This is a genomic window from Metabacillus idriensis (assembly GCF_009674765.1).
In the GTDB taxonomy this organism is placed as follows: domain Bacteria; phylum Bacillota; class Bacilli; order Bacillales; family Bacillaceae; genus Bacillus_P; species Bacillus_P idriensis.
The window spans coordinates 25,954-40,350 of sequence record NZ_WKKF01000017.1; the positions used below are offsets into that span (position 1 = coordinate 25,954).

10 protein-coding genes are annotated in these 14,397 nt (G+C 41.9%); all 10 read right to left on the bottom strand.

What is annotated here, in order from left to right; all coding sequences use genetic code 11:
• Positions 1–19: 19 nt before the first annotated feature.
• A complete protein-coding gene (rplC, locus tag GJU41_RS22990; protein WP_154319696.1) occupies positions 20–646 on the bottom strand; it encodes a 50S ribosomal protein L3 in 627 nt (208 codons plus the stop codon).
• Between the two features lie 43 nt (positions 647–689).
• The gene (gene rpsJ, locus GJU41_RS22995; RefSeq protein ID WP_029282834.1) at positions 690–998 is read right to left on the bottom strand and encodes a 30S ribosomal protein S10; all 309 of its coding nucleotides are present in this window, start codon (positions 996–998) and stop codon (positions 690–692) included.
• Between the two features lie 341 nt (positions 999–1,339).
• Complete coding sequence (gene tuf / locus GJU41_RS23000) at positions 1,340–2,530, bottom strand: elongation factor Tu (RefSeq protein WP_070875234.1); 1,191 nt, start codon at positions 2,528–2,530, stop codon at positions 1,340–1,342.
• Between the two features lie 111 nt (positions 2,531–2,641).
• On the bottom strand, positions 2,642–4,720 hold the full coding sequence (fusA, locus tag GJU41_RS23005) for an elongation factor G (protein ID WP_070875235.1): 2,079 nt from the start codon (positions 4,718–4,720) through the stop codon (positions 2,642–2,644).
• 53 nt (positions 4,721–4,773) lie between these two features.
• A complete protein-coding gene (gene rpsG, locus GJU41_RS23010; RefSeq protein WP_070875236.1) occupies positions 4,774–5,244 on the bottom strand; it encodes a 30S ribosomal protein S7 in 471 nt (156 codons plus the stop codon).
• Positions 5,245–5,295: 51 nt separating this feature from the next.
• On the bottom strand, positions 5,296–5,718 hold the full coding sequence (gene rpsL / locus GJU41_RS23015) for a 30S ribosomal protein S12 (RefSeq protein ID WP_029282841.1): 423 nt from the start codon (positions 5,716–5,718) through the stop codon (positions 5,296–5,298).
• 107 nt (positions 5,719–5,825) lie between these two features.
• On the bottom strand, positions 5,826–6,074 hold the full coding sequence (locus GJU41_RS23020) for a 50S ribosomal protein L7ae-like protein (RefSeq protein WP_070875237.1): 249 nt from the start codon (positions 6,072–6,074) through the stop codon (positions 5,826–5,828).
• 130 nt (positions 6,075–6,204) lie between these two features.
• The gene (gene rpoC / locus GJU41_RS23025; RefSeq protein WP_070875238.1) at positions 6,205–9,804 is read right to left on the bottom strand and encodes a DNA-directed RNA polymerase subunit beta'; all 3,600 of its coding nucleotides are present in this window, start codon (positions 9,802–9,804) and stop codon (positions 6,205–6,207) included.
• 46 nt (positions 9,805–9,850) lie between these two features.
• Positions 9,851–13,432: a DNA-directed RNA polymerase subunit beta gene (gene rpoB / locus GJU41_RS23030; RefSeq protein ID WP_070875239.1), complete on the bottom strand. Its 3,582-nt coding sequence runs from the start codon at positions 13,430–13,432 to the stop codon at positions 9,851–9,853.
• A gap of 259 nt (positions 13,433–13,691) precedes the next feature.
• The gene (locus tag GJU41_RS23035; protein WP_070875240.1) at positions 13,692–14,297 is read right to left on the bottom strand and encodes a class I SAM-dependent methyltransferase; all 606 of its coding nucleotides are present in this window, start codon (positions 14,295–14,297) and stop codon (positions 13,692–13,694) included.
• Between the last annotated feature and the right edge of the window lie 100 nt (positions 14,298–14,397).

The window sequence follows — 14,397 nt, forward strand, 5'->3', positions numbered from 1 at the left end:
TCCTCCTTTCTTAGAAAAATTAGTTAGATTTAACAGCTTTTTTCACTGTAATAAGTGATTTTTTAGGTCCAGGTACGTTACCTTTGATCAATAGAAGGTTACGCTCAGCGTCAACTTTCACGATCTCAAGGTTTTGAACAGTAACGCGCTCTCCGCCCATACGGCCTGGCAATAATTTGTTTTTGAATACTCGGTTAGGAGCAACAGGACCCATTGAACCTGGGCGACGGTGGTAACGAGAACCATGTGACATCGGTCCGCGAGATTGGTTATGGCGTTTGATTGAGCCTTGGAAACCTTTACCTTTCGATACTCCTGTTACATCTACTACATCTCCAGCAGAGAAAATATCAACTTTGACTTCCTGACCAACTTCATACTCACCAGCATCTCCGCGGAATTCCCTTACGAAGCGCTTAGGTGCAGTATTAGCTTTTGCAACGTGTCCTTTTGAAGGTTTGTTAGAAAGTTTGTCGCGTTTGTCTGAGAAACCAACTTGAACAGCTGCATAGCCGTCACTTTCAACAGTTTTCAATTGAAGAACAACGTTTCTAGTAGCCTCAATTACTGTTACCGGGATAAGGTCACCCTTTTCCGTGAATACTTGAGTCATACCGATTTTTTTACCTAAGATTCCTTTGGTCATTAGTCACACCTCCTATAATGTGTTGTAAAATCTATTTTTGAAATTAAAGTTTGATTTCAATGTCAACGCCTGACGGTAAGTCTAATCGCATTAATGCATCAACAGTTTGTGGTGTTGGGTTAATGATATCGATCAAACGTTTGTGCGTGCGCATTTCAAATTGCTCACGAGAATCTTTGTATTTGTGTACCGCACGAAGAATCGTATAAATCGATTTTTCAGTTGGCAACGGGATCGGACCAGAAACGTTAGCACCTGAACGTTTTGCTGTTTCAACGATCTTCTCAGCAGATTGATCAAGAATTCTGTGATCATATGCTTTCAAACGAATACGAATTTTTTGTTTTGCCATTATTTTCCCTCCTTTTCGCCTACTTTTAAAATAGACTTTCTCCGTAGAAATTTTCCGTACACTCGCCATGGCAAAGCGGCCGTGTGTATCGGCAACCTCCTACTTCATCGCAGTCAAAGACCAACATTGTCTATTATATAAAAAATCCGTGCCCAATGCAAGAAGAAAATAAAGTTTTTACTTTCTTGCGCACTTTTACTATTATACATACTTCATAGTCGTATGACAAGCGAATCAGCAAATGGAAAATGTTTTTGCTTCTTGACTAAAATACTTCTAATAGAAGAGATTTTTTCATATAAAAAAAGACGAGCATTAAGCTCGTCTTTTTGAAAGTAGAATTACTCAGTGATCGTAGCTACGACACCAGCGCCTACTGTACGTCCGCCTTCACGGATTGAGAATTTAGTACCTTCTTCAATCGCGATTGGAGCGATAAGTTCAACAGTCATTTCGATGTTATCGCCAGGCATAACCATTTCAACGCCTTCTGGAAGTTGAATGATACCAGTTACGTCCGTAGTACGGAAGTAGAACTGTGGGCGGTAGTTAGAGAAGAATGGAGTGTGACGTCCACCCTCTTCTTTTGAAAGAACGTAAACTTCTGATTTAAATTTAGTGTGTGGAGTGATTGTTTTTGGCTTAGCAAGAACTTGTCCACGTTGGATGTCTTCACGAGAAACCCCACGAAGAAGTGCACCGATGTTGTCGCCAGCTTCTGCATAGTCAAGAAGCTTACGGAACATTTCAACACCTGTTACAGTTGTAGATTTTGGCTCTTCAGTGAAGCCGATGATGTCGATAACATCTCCAACTTTAACTACGCCGCGCTCTACACGTCCTGTAGCAACTGTTCCACGGCCAGTGATTGAGAATACATCCTCAACTGGCATCATGAATGGTTTTTCAGTGTCACGAGCTGGAGTTGGGATATACTCGTCAACTGCGTTCATAAGTTCAACGATTTTCTCTTCCCACTCTGCTTCGCCTTCAAGAGCTTTAAGAGCAGAACCTTTGATTACTGGAATGTCATCGCCAGGGAAGTCATATTCAGAAAGAAGGTCACGAACTTCCATTTCTACTAATTCAAGTAATTCTTCGTCGTCTACCATGTCACATTTGTTCATGAATACAACTAGGTAAGGAACACCTACTTGACGAGAAAGAAGGATGTGCTCACGAGTTTGTGGCATTGGGCCGTCAGAAGCAGAAACAACTAGGATTCCGCCGTCCATTTGTGCAGCACCAGTGATCATGTTTTTAACATAGTCAGCATGTCCTGGGCAGTCAACGTGTGCATAGTGACGAGTTTCAGTTTCGTACTCAACGTGTGCAGTTGAGATTGTGATTCCGCGCTCGCGCTCTTCTGGAGCAGCATCGATCATGTCGTATGCCATTGCAGCACCTTTACCGCTACGTTTAGCTAATACAGTTGTAATAGCAGCTGTTAAAGTTGTTTTACCGTGGTCAACGTGTCCAATTGTACCGATATTGGCATGCGTTTTTGAACGGTCGAATTTTTCTTTACCCATTCTAAATTCCTCCTTAGAGTCGTGATTCATTATATAGATTGCAGAAAGTGAAACATGTCCACTTTCTATTCATACATAAGTAGTTATACTTCAATAAAAGGTGAAAATCAATTATTCACCTTTATTTTTTTTGATAATTTCTTCAGAAATTGATTTTGGAACCTCTTCGTAATGATCAAAGTGCATTGAGAATGTTCCGCGGCCTTGAGTATTTGAACGTAACGCAGTAGCGTAACCAAACATCTCAGAAAGTGGAACCATTGAACGTACAACTTGAGCATTTCCGCGTGCTTCCATACCCTCTACTCGTCCGCGACGAGAAGTGATATCACCCATGATATCTCCCATGTACTCATCAGGAATTACAACTTCAACCTTCATAACAGGCTCAAGGATAACAGGGTTACACTTTGATACAGCGTTTTTAAGAGCCATAGATGCAGCAATCTTAAACGCCATTTCACTAGAGTCAACATCATGGTAAGAACCATCAACCAATGTAGCTTTTACATCGATTAGAGGGTATCCAGCTAGAACACCATTTTTCATAGAGTCTTCTAGACCGGCTGCAACAGCAGGCACGTATTCACGTGGTACTGTTCCACCTACTACTTTATTTTGGAACTCAAAGCCTTTTCCTTCTTCGTTTGGTTCAAATTCTACCCAAACATGTCCGAACTGACCGCGTCCACCAGATTGGCGTGCGAATTTACCTTCAACCTTAGCAGAGCCACGGAAAGTTTCGCGATACGCAACCTGAGGAGCACCAACGTTAGCTTCCACTTTAAATTCACGTCTCATACGGTCAACAATGATGTCAAGGTGAAGTTCACCCATACCAGAGATGATCGTTTGACCTGTTTCAGTATCAGTGTGAGCTTTGAAAGTTGGATCTTCTTCAGAAAGCTTTGTTAAAGCTGTAGACATTTTGTCTTGGTCAGCTTTAGATTTTGGTTCAACAGATAGTGAGATAACCGGATCTGGGAAATTCATTGATTCCAAGATAACTTGGTTCTTCTCATCACATAAAGTATCACCAGTTGTAGTATCTTTAAGACCTACAGCAGCAGCAATATCTCCAGCGTATACTGTTGAGATTTCCTCACGAGAGTTAGCATGCATTTGCAGGATACGTCCTACGCGTTCACGCTTGCCTTTCGTTGAGTTCTGTACGTATGATCCAGAGTTCAAGACACCTGAATACACACGGAAGAATGTTAATTTACCAACATAAGGATCCGTCATAACTTTGAATGCAAGTGCTGAGAATGGACCCTCATCACTAGATTCACGAGTTACTTCGTCCTCACTGTCAGGTAATGTACCTTTAATTGCTGGTACATCTAAAGGTGATGGCAGGTAATCCAGAACAGCGTCTAACATTAACTGTACACCTTTGTTTTTAAATGCAGATCCACAGATTACTGGGTAGAATTCTACATTTACTGTTCCTTTACGGATCGCAGCTTTCAATTCATCGATTGTAAGCTCTTCACCTTCAAGGTATTTCATCATAAGCTCTTCGTCAAGTTCCGCTACAGCTTCTACAAGCTTTCCGCGCCACTCTTCAGCAAGATCTTTATACTCATCAGGAATTTCCATAGCCTCTGAGCGAGTTCCTAGATCGTCTTCGTAGATATATGCAACATTTTCTACTAAGTCGATAATACCTACAAACTCATCTTCAGCACCAATTGGAAGTTGGATAGGATGAGCATTAGCTTCAAGACGGTCATGCATTGTTTTTACAGAGTATAAGAAATCCGCACCGATTTTATCCATTTTATTAACGAATACTACACGCGGTACTCCGTAAGTTGTTGCCTGGCGCCATACTGTTTCAGTTTGAGGCTCAACACCTGATTGAGCATCAAGTACTGCTACTGCACCATCAAGTACACGAAGTGAACGTTCAACTTCAACTGTGAAGTCTACGTGTCCCGGTGTATCGATGATGTTTACGCGATGACCCTTCCACTGAGCAGTTGTAGCAGCAGAAGTGATAGTGATACCACGTTCTTGCTCTTGCTCCATCCAGTCCATTTGTGAAGCACCTTCATGTGTTTCACCAATTTTATGGATACGTCCAGTGTAGAATAATACACGTTCAGTAGTAGTCGTTTTACCGGCATCGATGTGAGCCATGATGCCGATATTACGAGTTTTGTCTAAGGAGAACTCTCTTGCCATTTGGGTTTTTCTCCTTCCTATTATAAGGATTAGTATATTTTATGGTTTGAATCCTACCAGCGGTAGTGAGCAAATGCTTTGTTAGCTTCAGCCATTTTGTGAGTATCTTCACGTTTCTTAACTGATGAGCCAGTGTTGTTAGCTGCATCAAGAATCTCGTTAGCTAAGCGCTCTTCCATCGTTTTTTCACCGCGAAGACGAGCGTAGTTTACTAACCAGCGAAGACCAAGAGTAGTACGGCGGTCAGGGCGAACTTCAACAGGAACTTGATAGTTAGCACCACCCACACGACGAGCTCTTACCTCAAGAACTGGCATGATGTTTTTAAGCGCTTGTTCAAACACTTCGATTGCTTCTTTACCTGAACGCTCTTTCACTAAGTCAAAAGCTGTGTAAAGAATAGTTTGTGCTTTACCTCTCTTACCGTCTACCATAATTCTGTTGATTAGACGAGTAACAAGCTTTGAGTTGTAAAGTGGATCTGGTAATACGTCTCTTTTTGTAACAGGACCTTTACGTGGCATGTTATATCCTCCCTTCATGCTATAATCTTAAGCTTTATATTACTTAAGGCATTATTTTTTTGGTGCTTTTGGTCGTTTTGTACCGTATTTAGAGCGGCCTTGCATACGCTTGTCAACACCAGCAGTGTCTAATGCACCGCGCACGATGTGATAACGCACACCCGGTAAATCTTTTACACGTCCGCCGCGGATAAGTACAACACTATGCTCTTGCAGGTTGTGTCCGATACCAGGAATGTAGGCAGTTACCTCGATTCCGTTAGTTAAACGAACACGAGCATATTTACGAAGAGCCGAGTTCGGTTTCTTCGGTGTCATTGTACCAACACGAGTACATACTCCGCGTTTTTGCGGTGATGATGTGTTTGTTTGCTCTTTTTTGAAGCTGTTGTAACCTTTGTTTAACGCAGGAGAAGTTGATTTTTCAACTTTGCTTACGCGTCCCTTGCGCACTAATTGGTTAATAGTAGGCATGTTTATGTCCTCCCTTCTCGAAGTTTAATACCACACATCCAGGTGGTTCATATTTGGGCAAAAACAAAGTTTTTGCAGAGGATTTAAAACCCTTGGCAAAAACGGTTTTAATTGATAATAGCTACAGTTACTGCTCCTACTTCTATTCCGCAAGCTTTTCCAAGCTTTTTCATAGAGTCAACCATATTAAAGGGAATGTTCTTCTGTTCAGCGAGTTCAGTAATCATGTGAATGATTCTTGAATCAGCGTCTTCAGCAATGATCAGTTCCTTTACTTGATCAAGTTTTAGAGCCTTTACTGTTTGCTTTGTACCAACAATAATTTTATGTGCCTGCGATACTTTTTCATAAGACATAAAAATATATCCTCCAAAGCAACAGGTTTTAATTAAGCACCTAGAACATACTAACATCGTAAGAGATGGATGTCAACTAGATCAAAGAAACATTTTTCTAGAATCGTCCATCTCTTTTTCAGTTAGTTAATTAATCTACAGTTACAGTTTCATCTTCAGGCTGAATGCGAGGAATTGGATTAACGCGTCTATAGCGCTGCATTCCAGTTCCGGCAGGTACAAGCTTACCGATGATAACATTTTCTTTCAAGCCGAGCAGTTCATCACGCTTGCCTTTAATCGCAGCATCAGTCAGGACACGAGTTGTTTCCTGGAATGATGCAGCGGATAAGAATGAATCTGTTTCAAGTGATGCTTTTGTGATACCAAGCAGGATCGGACGTCCTGTTGCCGGGCGCTTGCCTTCAAGCAATACCTTTTTGTTGGCATCTGTAAATTGGTGAACATCAAGCAATGTTCCAGGCAATACATCTGTATCTCCTGCATCCATTACTCTAACTTTGCGAAGCATTTGGCGAACCATTACTTCAACGTGTTTGTCTCCAATTTCTACCCCTTGCATACGGTATACTTTTTGAACTTCACGAAGCAGATATTCCTGAACAGATGTGATGTCTGTTACTTTCAGCAATTCTTTAGGGTCGATTGAACCTTCAGTAAGTTCCTGACCGTGTGTAATTTTGTCGCCTTCGGCCACTTTAAGTCTAGCGTTGTAAGCAGCTGTGTAAGTGCGTGTTTCAACATCGCCTTTAATAACGATTTCCTGTTGTCTGTCACGGACTTCATTAATTTCTACTACTACACCATCAATTTCAGAGATGGTTGCTTGACCTTTAGGATTTCTCGCTTCAAATAGCTCCTGAATACGAGGTAAACCTTGAGTGATGTCATCTCCGGCAACACCGCCTGTATGGAACGTACGCATTGTAAGCTGAGTTCCCGGTTCTCCGATAGATTGAGCAGCGATAATACCGACTGCCTCTCCAACTTCAACCTCGGTTCCTGTAGCCAAGTTGCGTCCGTAGCATTTTTTACATACTCCATGACGAGTGTTACATGTAAATGCAGAACGGATCCATACTTCTTCTATGCCAGTTTCAACAATCGCTAAGGCAAGGTCTTCTGTAATGAGATCATTTTCAGAAACGATGACTTCACCAGTCTCCGGATGTTTAAGAGTTTTGCGTGCATGACGTCCAATTAAACGCTCTTCTAAATGCTCGATTACTTCTGTGCCTTCCTTGATTGACTTCGTCAAGATGCCGCGGTCCGTTCCACAATCTTCATCACGAATGATGACATCCTGCGCAACGTCAACGAGACGTCTTGTCAAGTAACCTGAGTCAGCTGTTTTAAGGGCTGTATCGGCAAGACCTTTACGCGCACCATGTGTTGAGATAAAGTACTCTAACACTGTTAAGCCCTCACGGAAACTTGATTTGATTGGAAGTTCAATAATACGTCCAGCCGGGTTGGCCATCAGTCCGCGCATTCCCGCAAGCTGCGTAAAGTTAGATGCGTTACCACGGGCTCCTGAATCACTCATCATGAAGATCGGGTTGCGCTTATCAAGAGAAGCCATCAGTTTGCCCTGGATGACATCTTTAGACGCACTCCAGATGGAAATAACACGTTCATAGCGCTCTTCTTCTGTAATCAGACCGCGTTTGAATTGTTTAAGAACATTATCAACTTTAGCTTGTGCCTCTTTTAAGATCTCTTCTTTTTCGCGAAGTACGATGATATCTGATACACCAACCGTAATACCGGCTTTAGTAGAATATCTGAATCCAAGATCTTTCATGCGATCAAGCATTTTAGACGTTTCGGTAATATGGAATTTCTTAAAGATTTCAGCAATGATTTTACCTAAGATCCCCTTCTTGAAAGGAGGGATAATCTCTTGGCTTTGAATGAATTCTTTCACATTCACATTTGCATCAATAAAGAATTTTTCCGGTGTTTCATCTTCAATGTTGCTCTTAGTCGGTTCATTCATATACGGGAATGAAGGCGGCAGAATTTCATTGAAAATCAGTTTTCCTACTGTTGTTACAAGCAGCTTTTTGCGCTGTTCATCCGTAAATGATTCGTTAGGCAGAGAGCTTGCTTGAACAGCAATACGAGAGTGAAGATGAACATATCCGTTTTGATATGCAAGCAAGGCTTCATTCGTATCTTTGAAGACCATTCCTTCGCCGACAGCTTCTTCGCGTTCTAATGTCAGGTAGTAGTTTCCGAGTACCATATCCTGAGAAGGAGTAACAACAGGTTTTCCGTCTTTAGGATTTAGAATGTTTTGAGCTGCAAGCATCAAAATGCGTGCTTCTGCTTGAGCTTCAGCAGATAGAGGTACGTGAACCGCCATTTGGTCACCATCAAAGTCAGCGTTATATGCTGTACATACTAATGGGTGAAGACGAATTGCACGGCCTTCTACAAGAGTAGGCTCAAATGCCTGGATTCCCAGTCTGTGAAGTGTAGGTGCGCGGTTAAGGAGAACTGGATGCTCTCTGATAACTGCTTCTAATACATCCCAAACCTCAGGAGATACACGTTCTATTTTACGTTTAGCACTCTTAATGTTGTGTGCTAAGCCCTTTTCAACAAGTTCTTTCATAACGAAAGGCTTGAATAATTCAAGAGCCATTTCTTTCGGCAAACCGCATTGATACATTTTTAAGTTTGGTCCTACAACGATAACGGAACGGCCTGAATAGTCAACACGTTTCCCAAGAAGGTTTTGACGGAAACGTCCTTGTTTACCTTTCAGCATATGTGAAAGTGATTTAAGAGGACGATTACCTGGTCCAGTAACTGGACGGCCGCGTCGGCCATTGTCAATCAACGCATCAACAGCTTCTTGAAGCATGCGTTTTTCGTTCTGTACGATGATGCTTGGAGCACCAAGGTCCAATAAACGTTTTAAACGGTTGTTGCGGTTAATTACACGGCGGTACAAATCATTTAAGTCAGAAGTCGCAAAGCGTCCGCCGTCTAATTGAACCATTGGACGAAGTTCAGGCGGGATAACAGGAAGAACATCAAGGATCATCCAAGATGGCTCATTGCCTGAATTACGGAATGCTTCTAATACTTCTAAACGTTTGATTGCACGAGTTCTGCGCTGGCCTTGTGCTGTTTTAAGTTCTTCTTTAAGCTGATCAACCTCTTTATCCAAATCGATGTCAGAAAGAAGTTTTTTGATCGCTTCTGCACCCATTGCAGCTTGGAAAGTTGAGCTGTATTTATCACGGTATGCTCTATACTCTTTTTCAGAGAGCAGCTGTTTTTTCTCAAGCGGCGTGTCGCCTGTTTCTGTAACCACGTAAGAAGCGAAGTAAATCACTTCTTCTAATGCACGAGGAGACATATCAAGCACTAAGCCCATGCGGCTAGGAATGCCTTTAAAATACCAAATGTGAGAAACAGGGGCAGCAAGTTCAATATGCCCCATACGCTCACGGCGGACCTTAGCACGAGTTACTTCAACTCCGCATCGATCACAGACTACACCTTTGTAGCGAACTCTTTTATATTTTCCGCAATGACATTCCCAGTCCTTAGTAGGACCGAAAATACGCTCACAGAATAAACCGTCTTTTTCTGGTTTTAAAGTACGATAGTTAATCGTTTCTGGTTTCTTAACTTCACCGAATGACCACGAGCGAATTTTATCAGGTGAAGCGAGACCGATGTTCATATACTCAAAGTTATTTACATCTAGCAAGGGGCCTACCTCCCTTTTCGTCTTCAGGTTTTACCCTTATTGCTTACTATTCTTTAATAACTGCGTCTTTTTCTTTTTCCATGGCTGCTGATGAAAGATCATCCGGCTGATCATTCAAGGATAAACCTTCTGATTGCTGTCCTTCTTCATCATCTTCTAAGTCTCTCATTTCGATTTCTTTTTCGTCGCTTGAGAGAATCTTAACATCCATACCTAAGCTTTGAAGTTCTTTTATTAATACTTTGAATGATTCTGGAACTCCTGGCTCCGGAACATTTTCGCCTTTAACGATTGCTTCGTACGTTTTCACACGTCCGACAACGTCATCTGACTTAACTGTGAGAATCTCTTGAAGAGTATAAGCTGCGCCATAAGCTTCAAGCGCCCATACTTCCATTTCTCCAAAACGCTGTCCGCCAAACTGGGCTTTACCGCCAAGTGGCTGCTGCGTAACAAGTGAGTAAGGTCCTGTTGAACGGGCATGCAATTTATCATCAACCATGTGAGCAAGTTTGATCATGTACATGATTCCTACTGATACACGGTTATCAAACGGTTCGCCTGATCGGCCATCATAAAGAACTGTTTTAGCATCGCGTGCCATGCCAGCTTCTTCAAGAGTTGACCATACATCTTCCTCGCGTGCACCATCAAATACAGGAGATGCAACGTGTAAACCGAGTTTGCGCGCTGCCATTCCAAGATGCAGTTCAAGTACCTGACCGATGTTCATACGAGATGGTACGCCCAGCGGATTTAACATAATATCTACTGGTGTGCCGTCTGGAAGGTAAGGCATATCTTCTTCAGGAAGAATTCTTGAGATAACACCTTTGTTTCCGTGACGTCCGGCCATTTTATCCCCTTCAGAAATTTTACGTTTCTGAACGATGTATGCGCGGACTAACTGGTTAACTCCCGGCGGAAGTTCATCGCCGTCTTCACGGTTGAACACTTTAACATCAAGAACGATACCGCCGCCTCCGTGAGGAACACGAAGTGAAGTATCACGTACTTCCCTTGCTTTTTCACCAAAGATTGCATGTAGAAGGCGTTCTTCTGCAGTCAGTTCAGTAACCCCTTTTGGTGTAACCTTACCAACAAGCAAATCTCCGTCTTTTACTTCAGCACCAACACGGATAATTCCGCGGTCGTCTAAGTTGCGAAGAGCATCTTCTCCGACATTCGGGATATCGCGTGTGATTTCTTCAGGTCCAAGCTTTGTATCACGAGATTCTGATTCATATTCTTCGATATGAATAGAAGTATAAACATCATCTTTTACTAGACGCTGACTCATGATGATGGCATCCTCATAGTTGTAGCCATCCCATGTCATGAATGCAACCATAACGTTACGTCCAAGTGCGAGTTCGCCTAGTTCCATAGATGGTCCGTCAGCAAGGATTTCACCTTTAACAACTTCATCGCCGACACTTACGATCGGGCGCTGGTTGTAGCAGGTACCTTGGTTAGAACGGATGAATTTAAGCAGGCTGTACTTATCCAAGTTGCCCTTTGTTTTCACGCCATCCACATCTTCGTAGCGTCGTACCCAGATGTTTTTAGCTTCTACTTTTTCAACAACTCCAGGGAACTTGCAGATTACTGCAGCACCAGAGTCTTTACCTGATACGTACTCCATGCCTGTTCCGACAATCGGAGACTCAGGGTTCATAAGCGGTACTGCTTGTCGCTGCATGTTCGCTCCCATTAGGGCACGGTTGGAGTCATCATTTTCCAAGAACGGGATACATGCTGTCGCAGCAGAAACTACTTGTTTAGGAGATACATCCATGTAATCCATTCTGTCACGGGACATAACTGTGTTCTCACCGCGGAAACGGGAAACGATGTCCTCATCAATGAATGAACCATCTTCTGCTAAACGAGCGTTTGCTTGGGCAACTACGTAATTATCTTCTTCGTCTGCCGTTAAGTAATCGATGCGGGCAGTTACTTTCCCTGTTTCAGGATCTACGCGGCGATATGGCGTTTCAATGAACCCAAAGCGATTAACTTTAGCATAAGAAGAAAGTGAGTTGATCAAACCGATATTTGGTCCCTCTGGCGTTTCAATCGGACACATGCGGCCATAGTGAGAGTAATGAACGTCACGCACTTCAAATCCAGCGCGTTCACGTGTTAATCCACCAGGTCCAAGTGCAGACAGACGGCGTTTATGAGTTAATTCAGCAAGCGGATTCGTCTGATCCATGAACTGCGATAACTGTGAGCTTCCGAAGAACTCTTTAATTGATGCAATAACAGGACGGATGTTAATCAGCTGCTGAGGTGTAATTGTATTTGTATCTTGAATGGACATTCTCTCGCGTACAACACGCTCCATACGAGAAAGACCGATTCTGAATTGATTTTGGAGAAGTTCTCCTACAGAACGCAGACGACGGTTGCCTAAATGGTCGATATCATCTGTGTCTCCTACTCCATGAAGCAAGTTAAAGAAATAACTGATAGAAGACAGGATGTCAGCAGGCGTAATATTCTTAACGTTTTCTTCGACATAAGCGTTGCTGATCACGTTAATGACTTTTTCACCTTCTGAATCAATAGGAGCATAGATTTTAATTGATTGAAGCGTTACATCTTCTTCAACAACTCCGCCAGATGGCGTAATTTTTCTGAAGCCTACTCCACTCTCTAAATTAGGAATGATTCGGTCAAGAGTACGTCTATCAATTAAAGTATCTTTTTCTGCAATAATTTCGCCAGTTTCAGGGTCTACTAATGTTTCAGCAAGACGCTGATTGAACAGGCGATTTTTAATATGAAGCTTTTTATTGATCTTGTAGCGTCCTACACTTGCAAGATCATAGCGTTTTGGATCAAAGAATCTTGAATCCAGCAAGCTTTTCGCGTTATCCACTGTTGGAGGCTCACCAGGGCGCAGACGCTCATAAATCTCAAGTAGAGCTTTTTCTGTGCTTTCTGTGTTGTCTTTATCAAGTGTGTTGCGCAAGTATTCATTTTCACCAAAAAGATCGGTGATTTCTTGATCAGAGCCAAACCCTAGTGCGCGCAAAAGAACCGTTACCGGCAATTTCCGAGTGCGATCAATACGCACATATGCAACATCTTTAGCATCTGTTTCGTACTCTAACCAAGCGCCACGGTTTGGAATGACAGTAGCAGTGAAGCCTTTTTTACCATTTTTATCGACTTTTCCGCTGTAATAAACACTTGGTGAACGTACGAGCTGTGATACGATAACACGCTCAGCACCGTTAATCACAAATGTACCTGTTTCAGTCATCAATGGGAAATCACCCATGAAAACATCCTGATCTTTTACTTCACCAGTTTCCTTGTTAATTAAACGCACCTTCACACGAAGCGGTGCAGAATAGGTAACATCGCGCTCTTTAGATTCCTCTACTGAATATTTAGGATCACCTAAACTATAATCAATAAATTCTAGCGAGAGGTTACCAGTGAAGTCTTCGATAGGAGATATGTCCTGGAACATTTCTCTAAGACCCTCATCAAGAAACCACTGATAGGAAGAGGTTTGAATCTCAATAAGATTTGGTAATTCTAACACTTCACTAATACGTGCATAACTTCTGCGTTGGCGGTGTCGTCCATACTGAACTAGTTGACCTGTCAACTGCTTCACCCCTCAAATCAAGCGTAATATAACTTGTAATATGTACTCGTAAATCAATCTATTAACCACCAATACACATACAAGGAGAAAACAAAAATAAAAAGGTCTCTATAAATTAGAAAACCACTTTTGTAAAACGTACTATTGATTTTATAAGTTTTTCCATCTGTCCTATATTTATACATTTACCTCAAAAAATAGAGACTTATGGAATATATATATTGGCATTTTATAATATTAACATAGCGAAAAATGCGAGTCAATCTTTTTCTGCTCTGATAATAAAGTAGCCTTTATCCTTTTTGACTGTAACAACTTCTTTAAACATCTCATCCAGTTTGGCAATAGCCGATGGGGCTCCTTGCTTTTTCTGAATGACAACCCATAATTCTCCGCCCGGCAAAAGAGATTCAAAGCTTTTTTCAAAAATCTCGTGAACAACCTTTTTTCCTGCCCGGATAGGAGGATTTGTCAGAACAGCCGCATACTTTTTCGAAGGATCAACATTTTCAAAAAGATTGCTTGCGATAATACGGACATTTTTCACGCCATTTGCTTCTGCATTCACTTTCGCAAGTTCTACTGCTCTCTCATTAACATCGATCATATCAACTGTGAGATCCTTGAATTCTTTAGCAAGCGAAATTCCAATTGGTCCGTATCCGCAGCCAACGTCCAGCAAGTCGCCTTTTTGATCAGGCAGTGTAAATGTTTCAATCAGCAGTCTTGAACCAAAATCGACTTCATTTTTAGAAAAAACGCCGCGATCACTTTGAAAATGAAAGGAATTCCCTCTTAAAGTAAACGTCCATGATTTACGATTACTCTCAGCCTCAGGCTGACTTGAATAATAATGATTTGTCATCTTTTTCCCTCCATGTTAAAGGAGTATAGCAAATCATGCTATTTTTCATACCTCTGTATCTTTATAAAAATCAATTCCTGTCAAACGTGAAAAAAAAGCT

What these genes read in the sequence shown, in the direction of transcription:
- tuf (WP_070875234.1), bottom strand. Translation starts at nt 2,530, where the DNA reads ATGGGTAAAGAAAAATTCGACCGTTCAAAAACGCATGCCAATATCGGT.
- rpsG (WP_070875236.1), bottom strand. Translation starts at nt 5,244, where the DNA reads ATGCCACGTAAAGGTCCTGTTACAAAAAGAGACGTATTACCAGATCCA.
- GJU41_RS23035 (WP_070875240.1), bottom strand. Translation starts at nt 14,297, where the DNA reads ATGACAAATCATTATTATTCAAGTCAGCCTGAGGCTGAGAGTAATCGT.
- rpsL (WP_029282841.1), bottom strand. Translation starts at nt 5,718, where the DNA reads ATGCCTACTATTAACCAATTAGTGCGCAAGGGACGCGTAAGCAAAGTT.
- fusA (WP_070875235.1), bottom strand. Translation starts at nt 4,720, where the DNA reads ATGGCAAGAGAGTTCTCCTTAGACAAAACTCGTAATATCGGCATCATG.
- rplC (WP_154319696.1), bottom strand. Translation starts at nt 646, where the DNA reads ATGACCAAAGGAATCTTAGGTAAAAAAATCGGTATGACTCAAGTATTC.
- GJU41_RS23020 (WP_070875237.1), bottom strand. Translation starts at nt 6,074, where the DNA reads ATGTCTTATGAAAAAGTATCGCAGGCACATAAAATTATTGTTGGTACA.
- rpsJ (WP_029282834.1), bottom strand. Translation starts at nt 998, where the DNA reads ATGGCAAAACAAAAAATTCGTATTCGTTTGAAAGCATATGATCACAGA.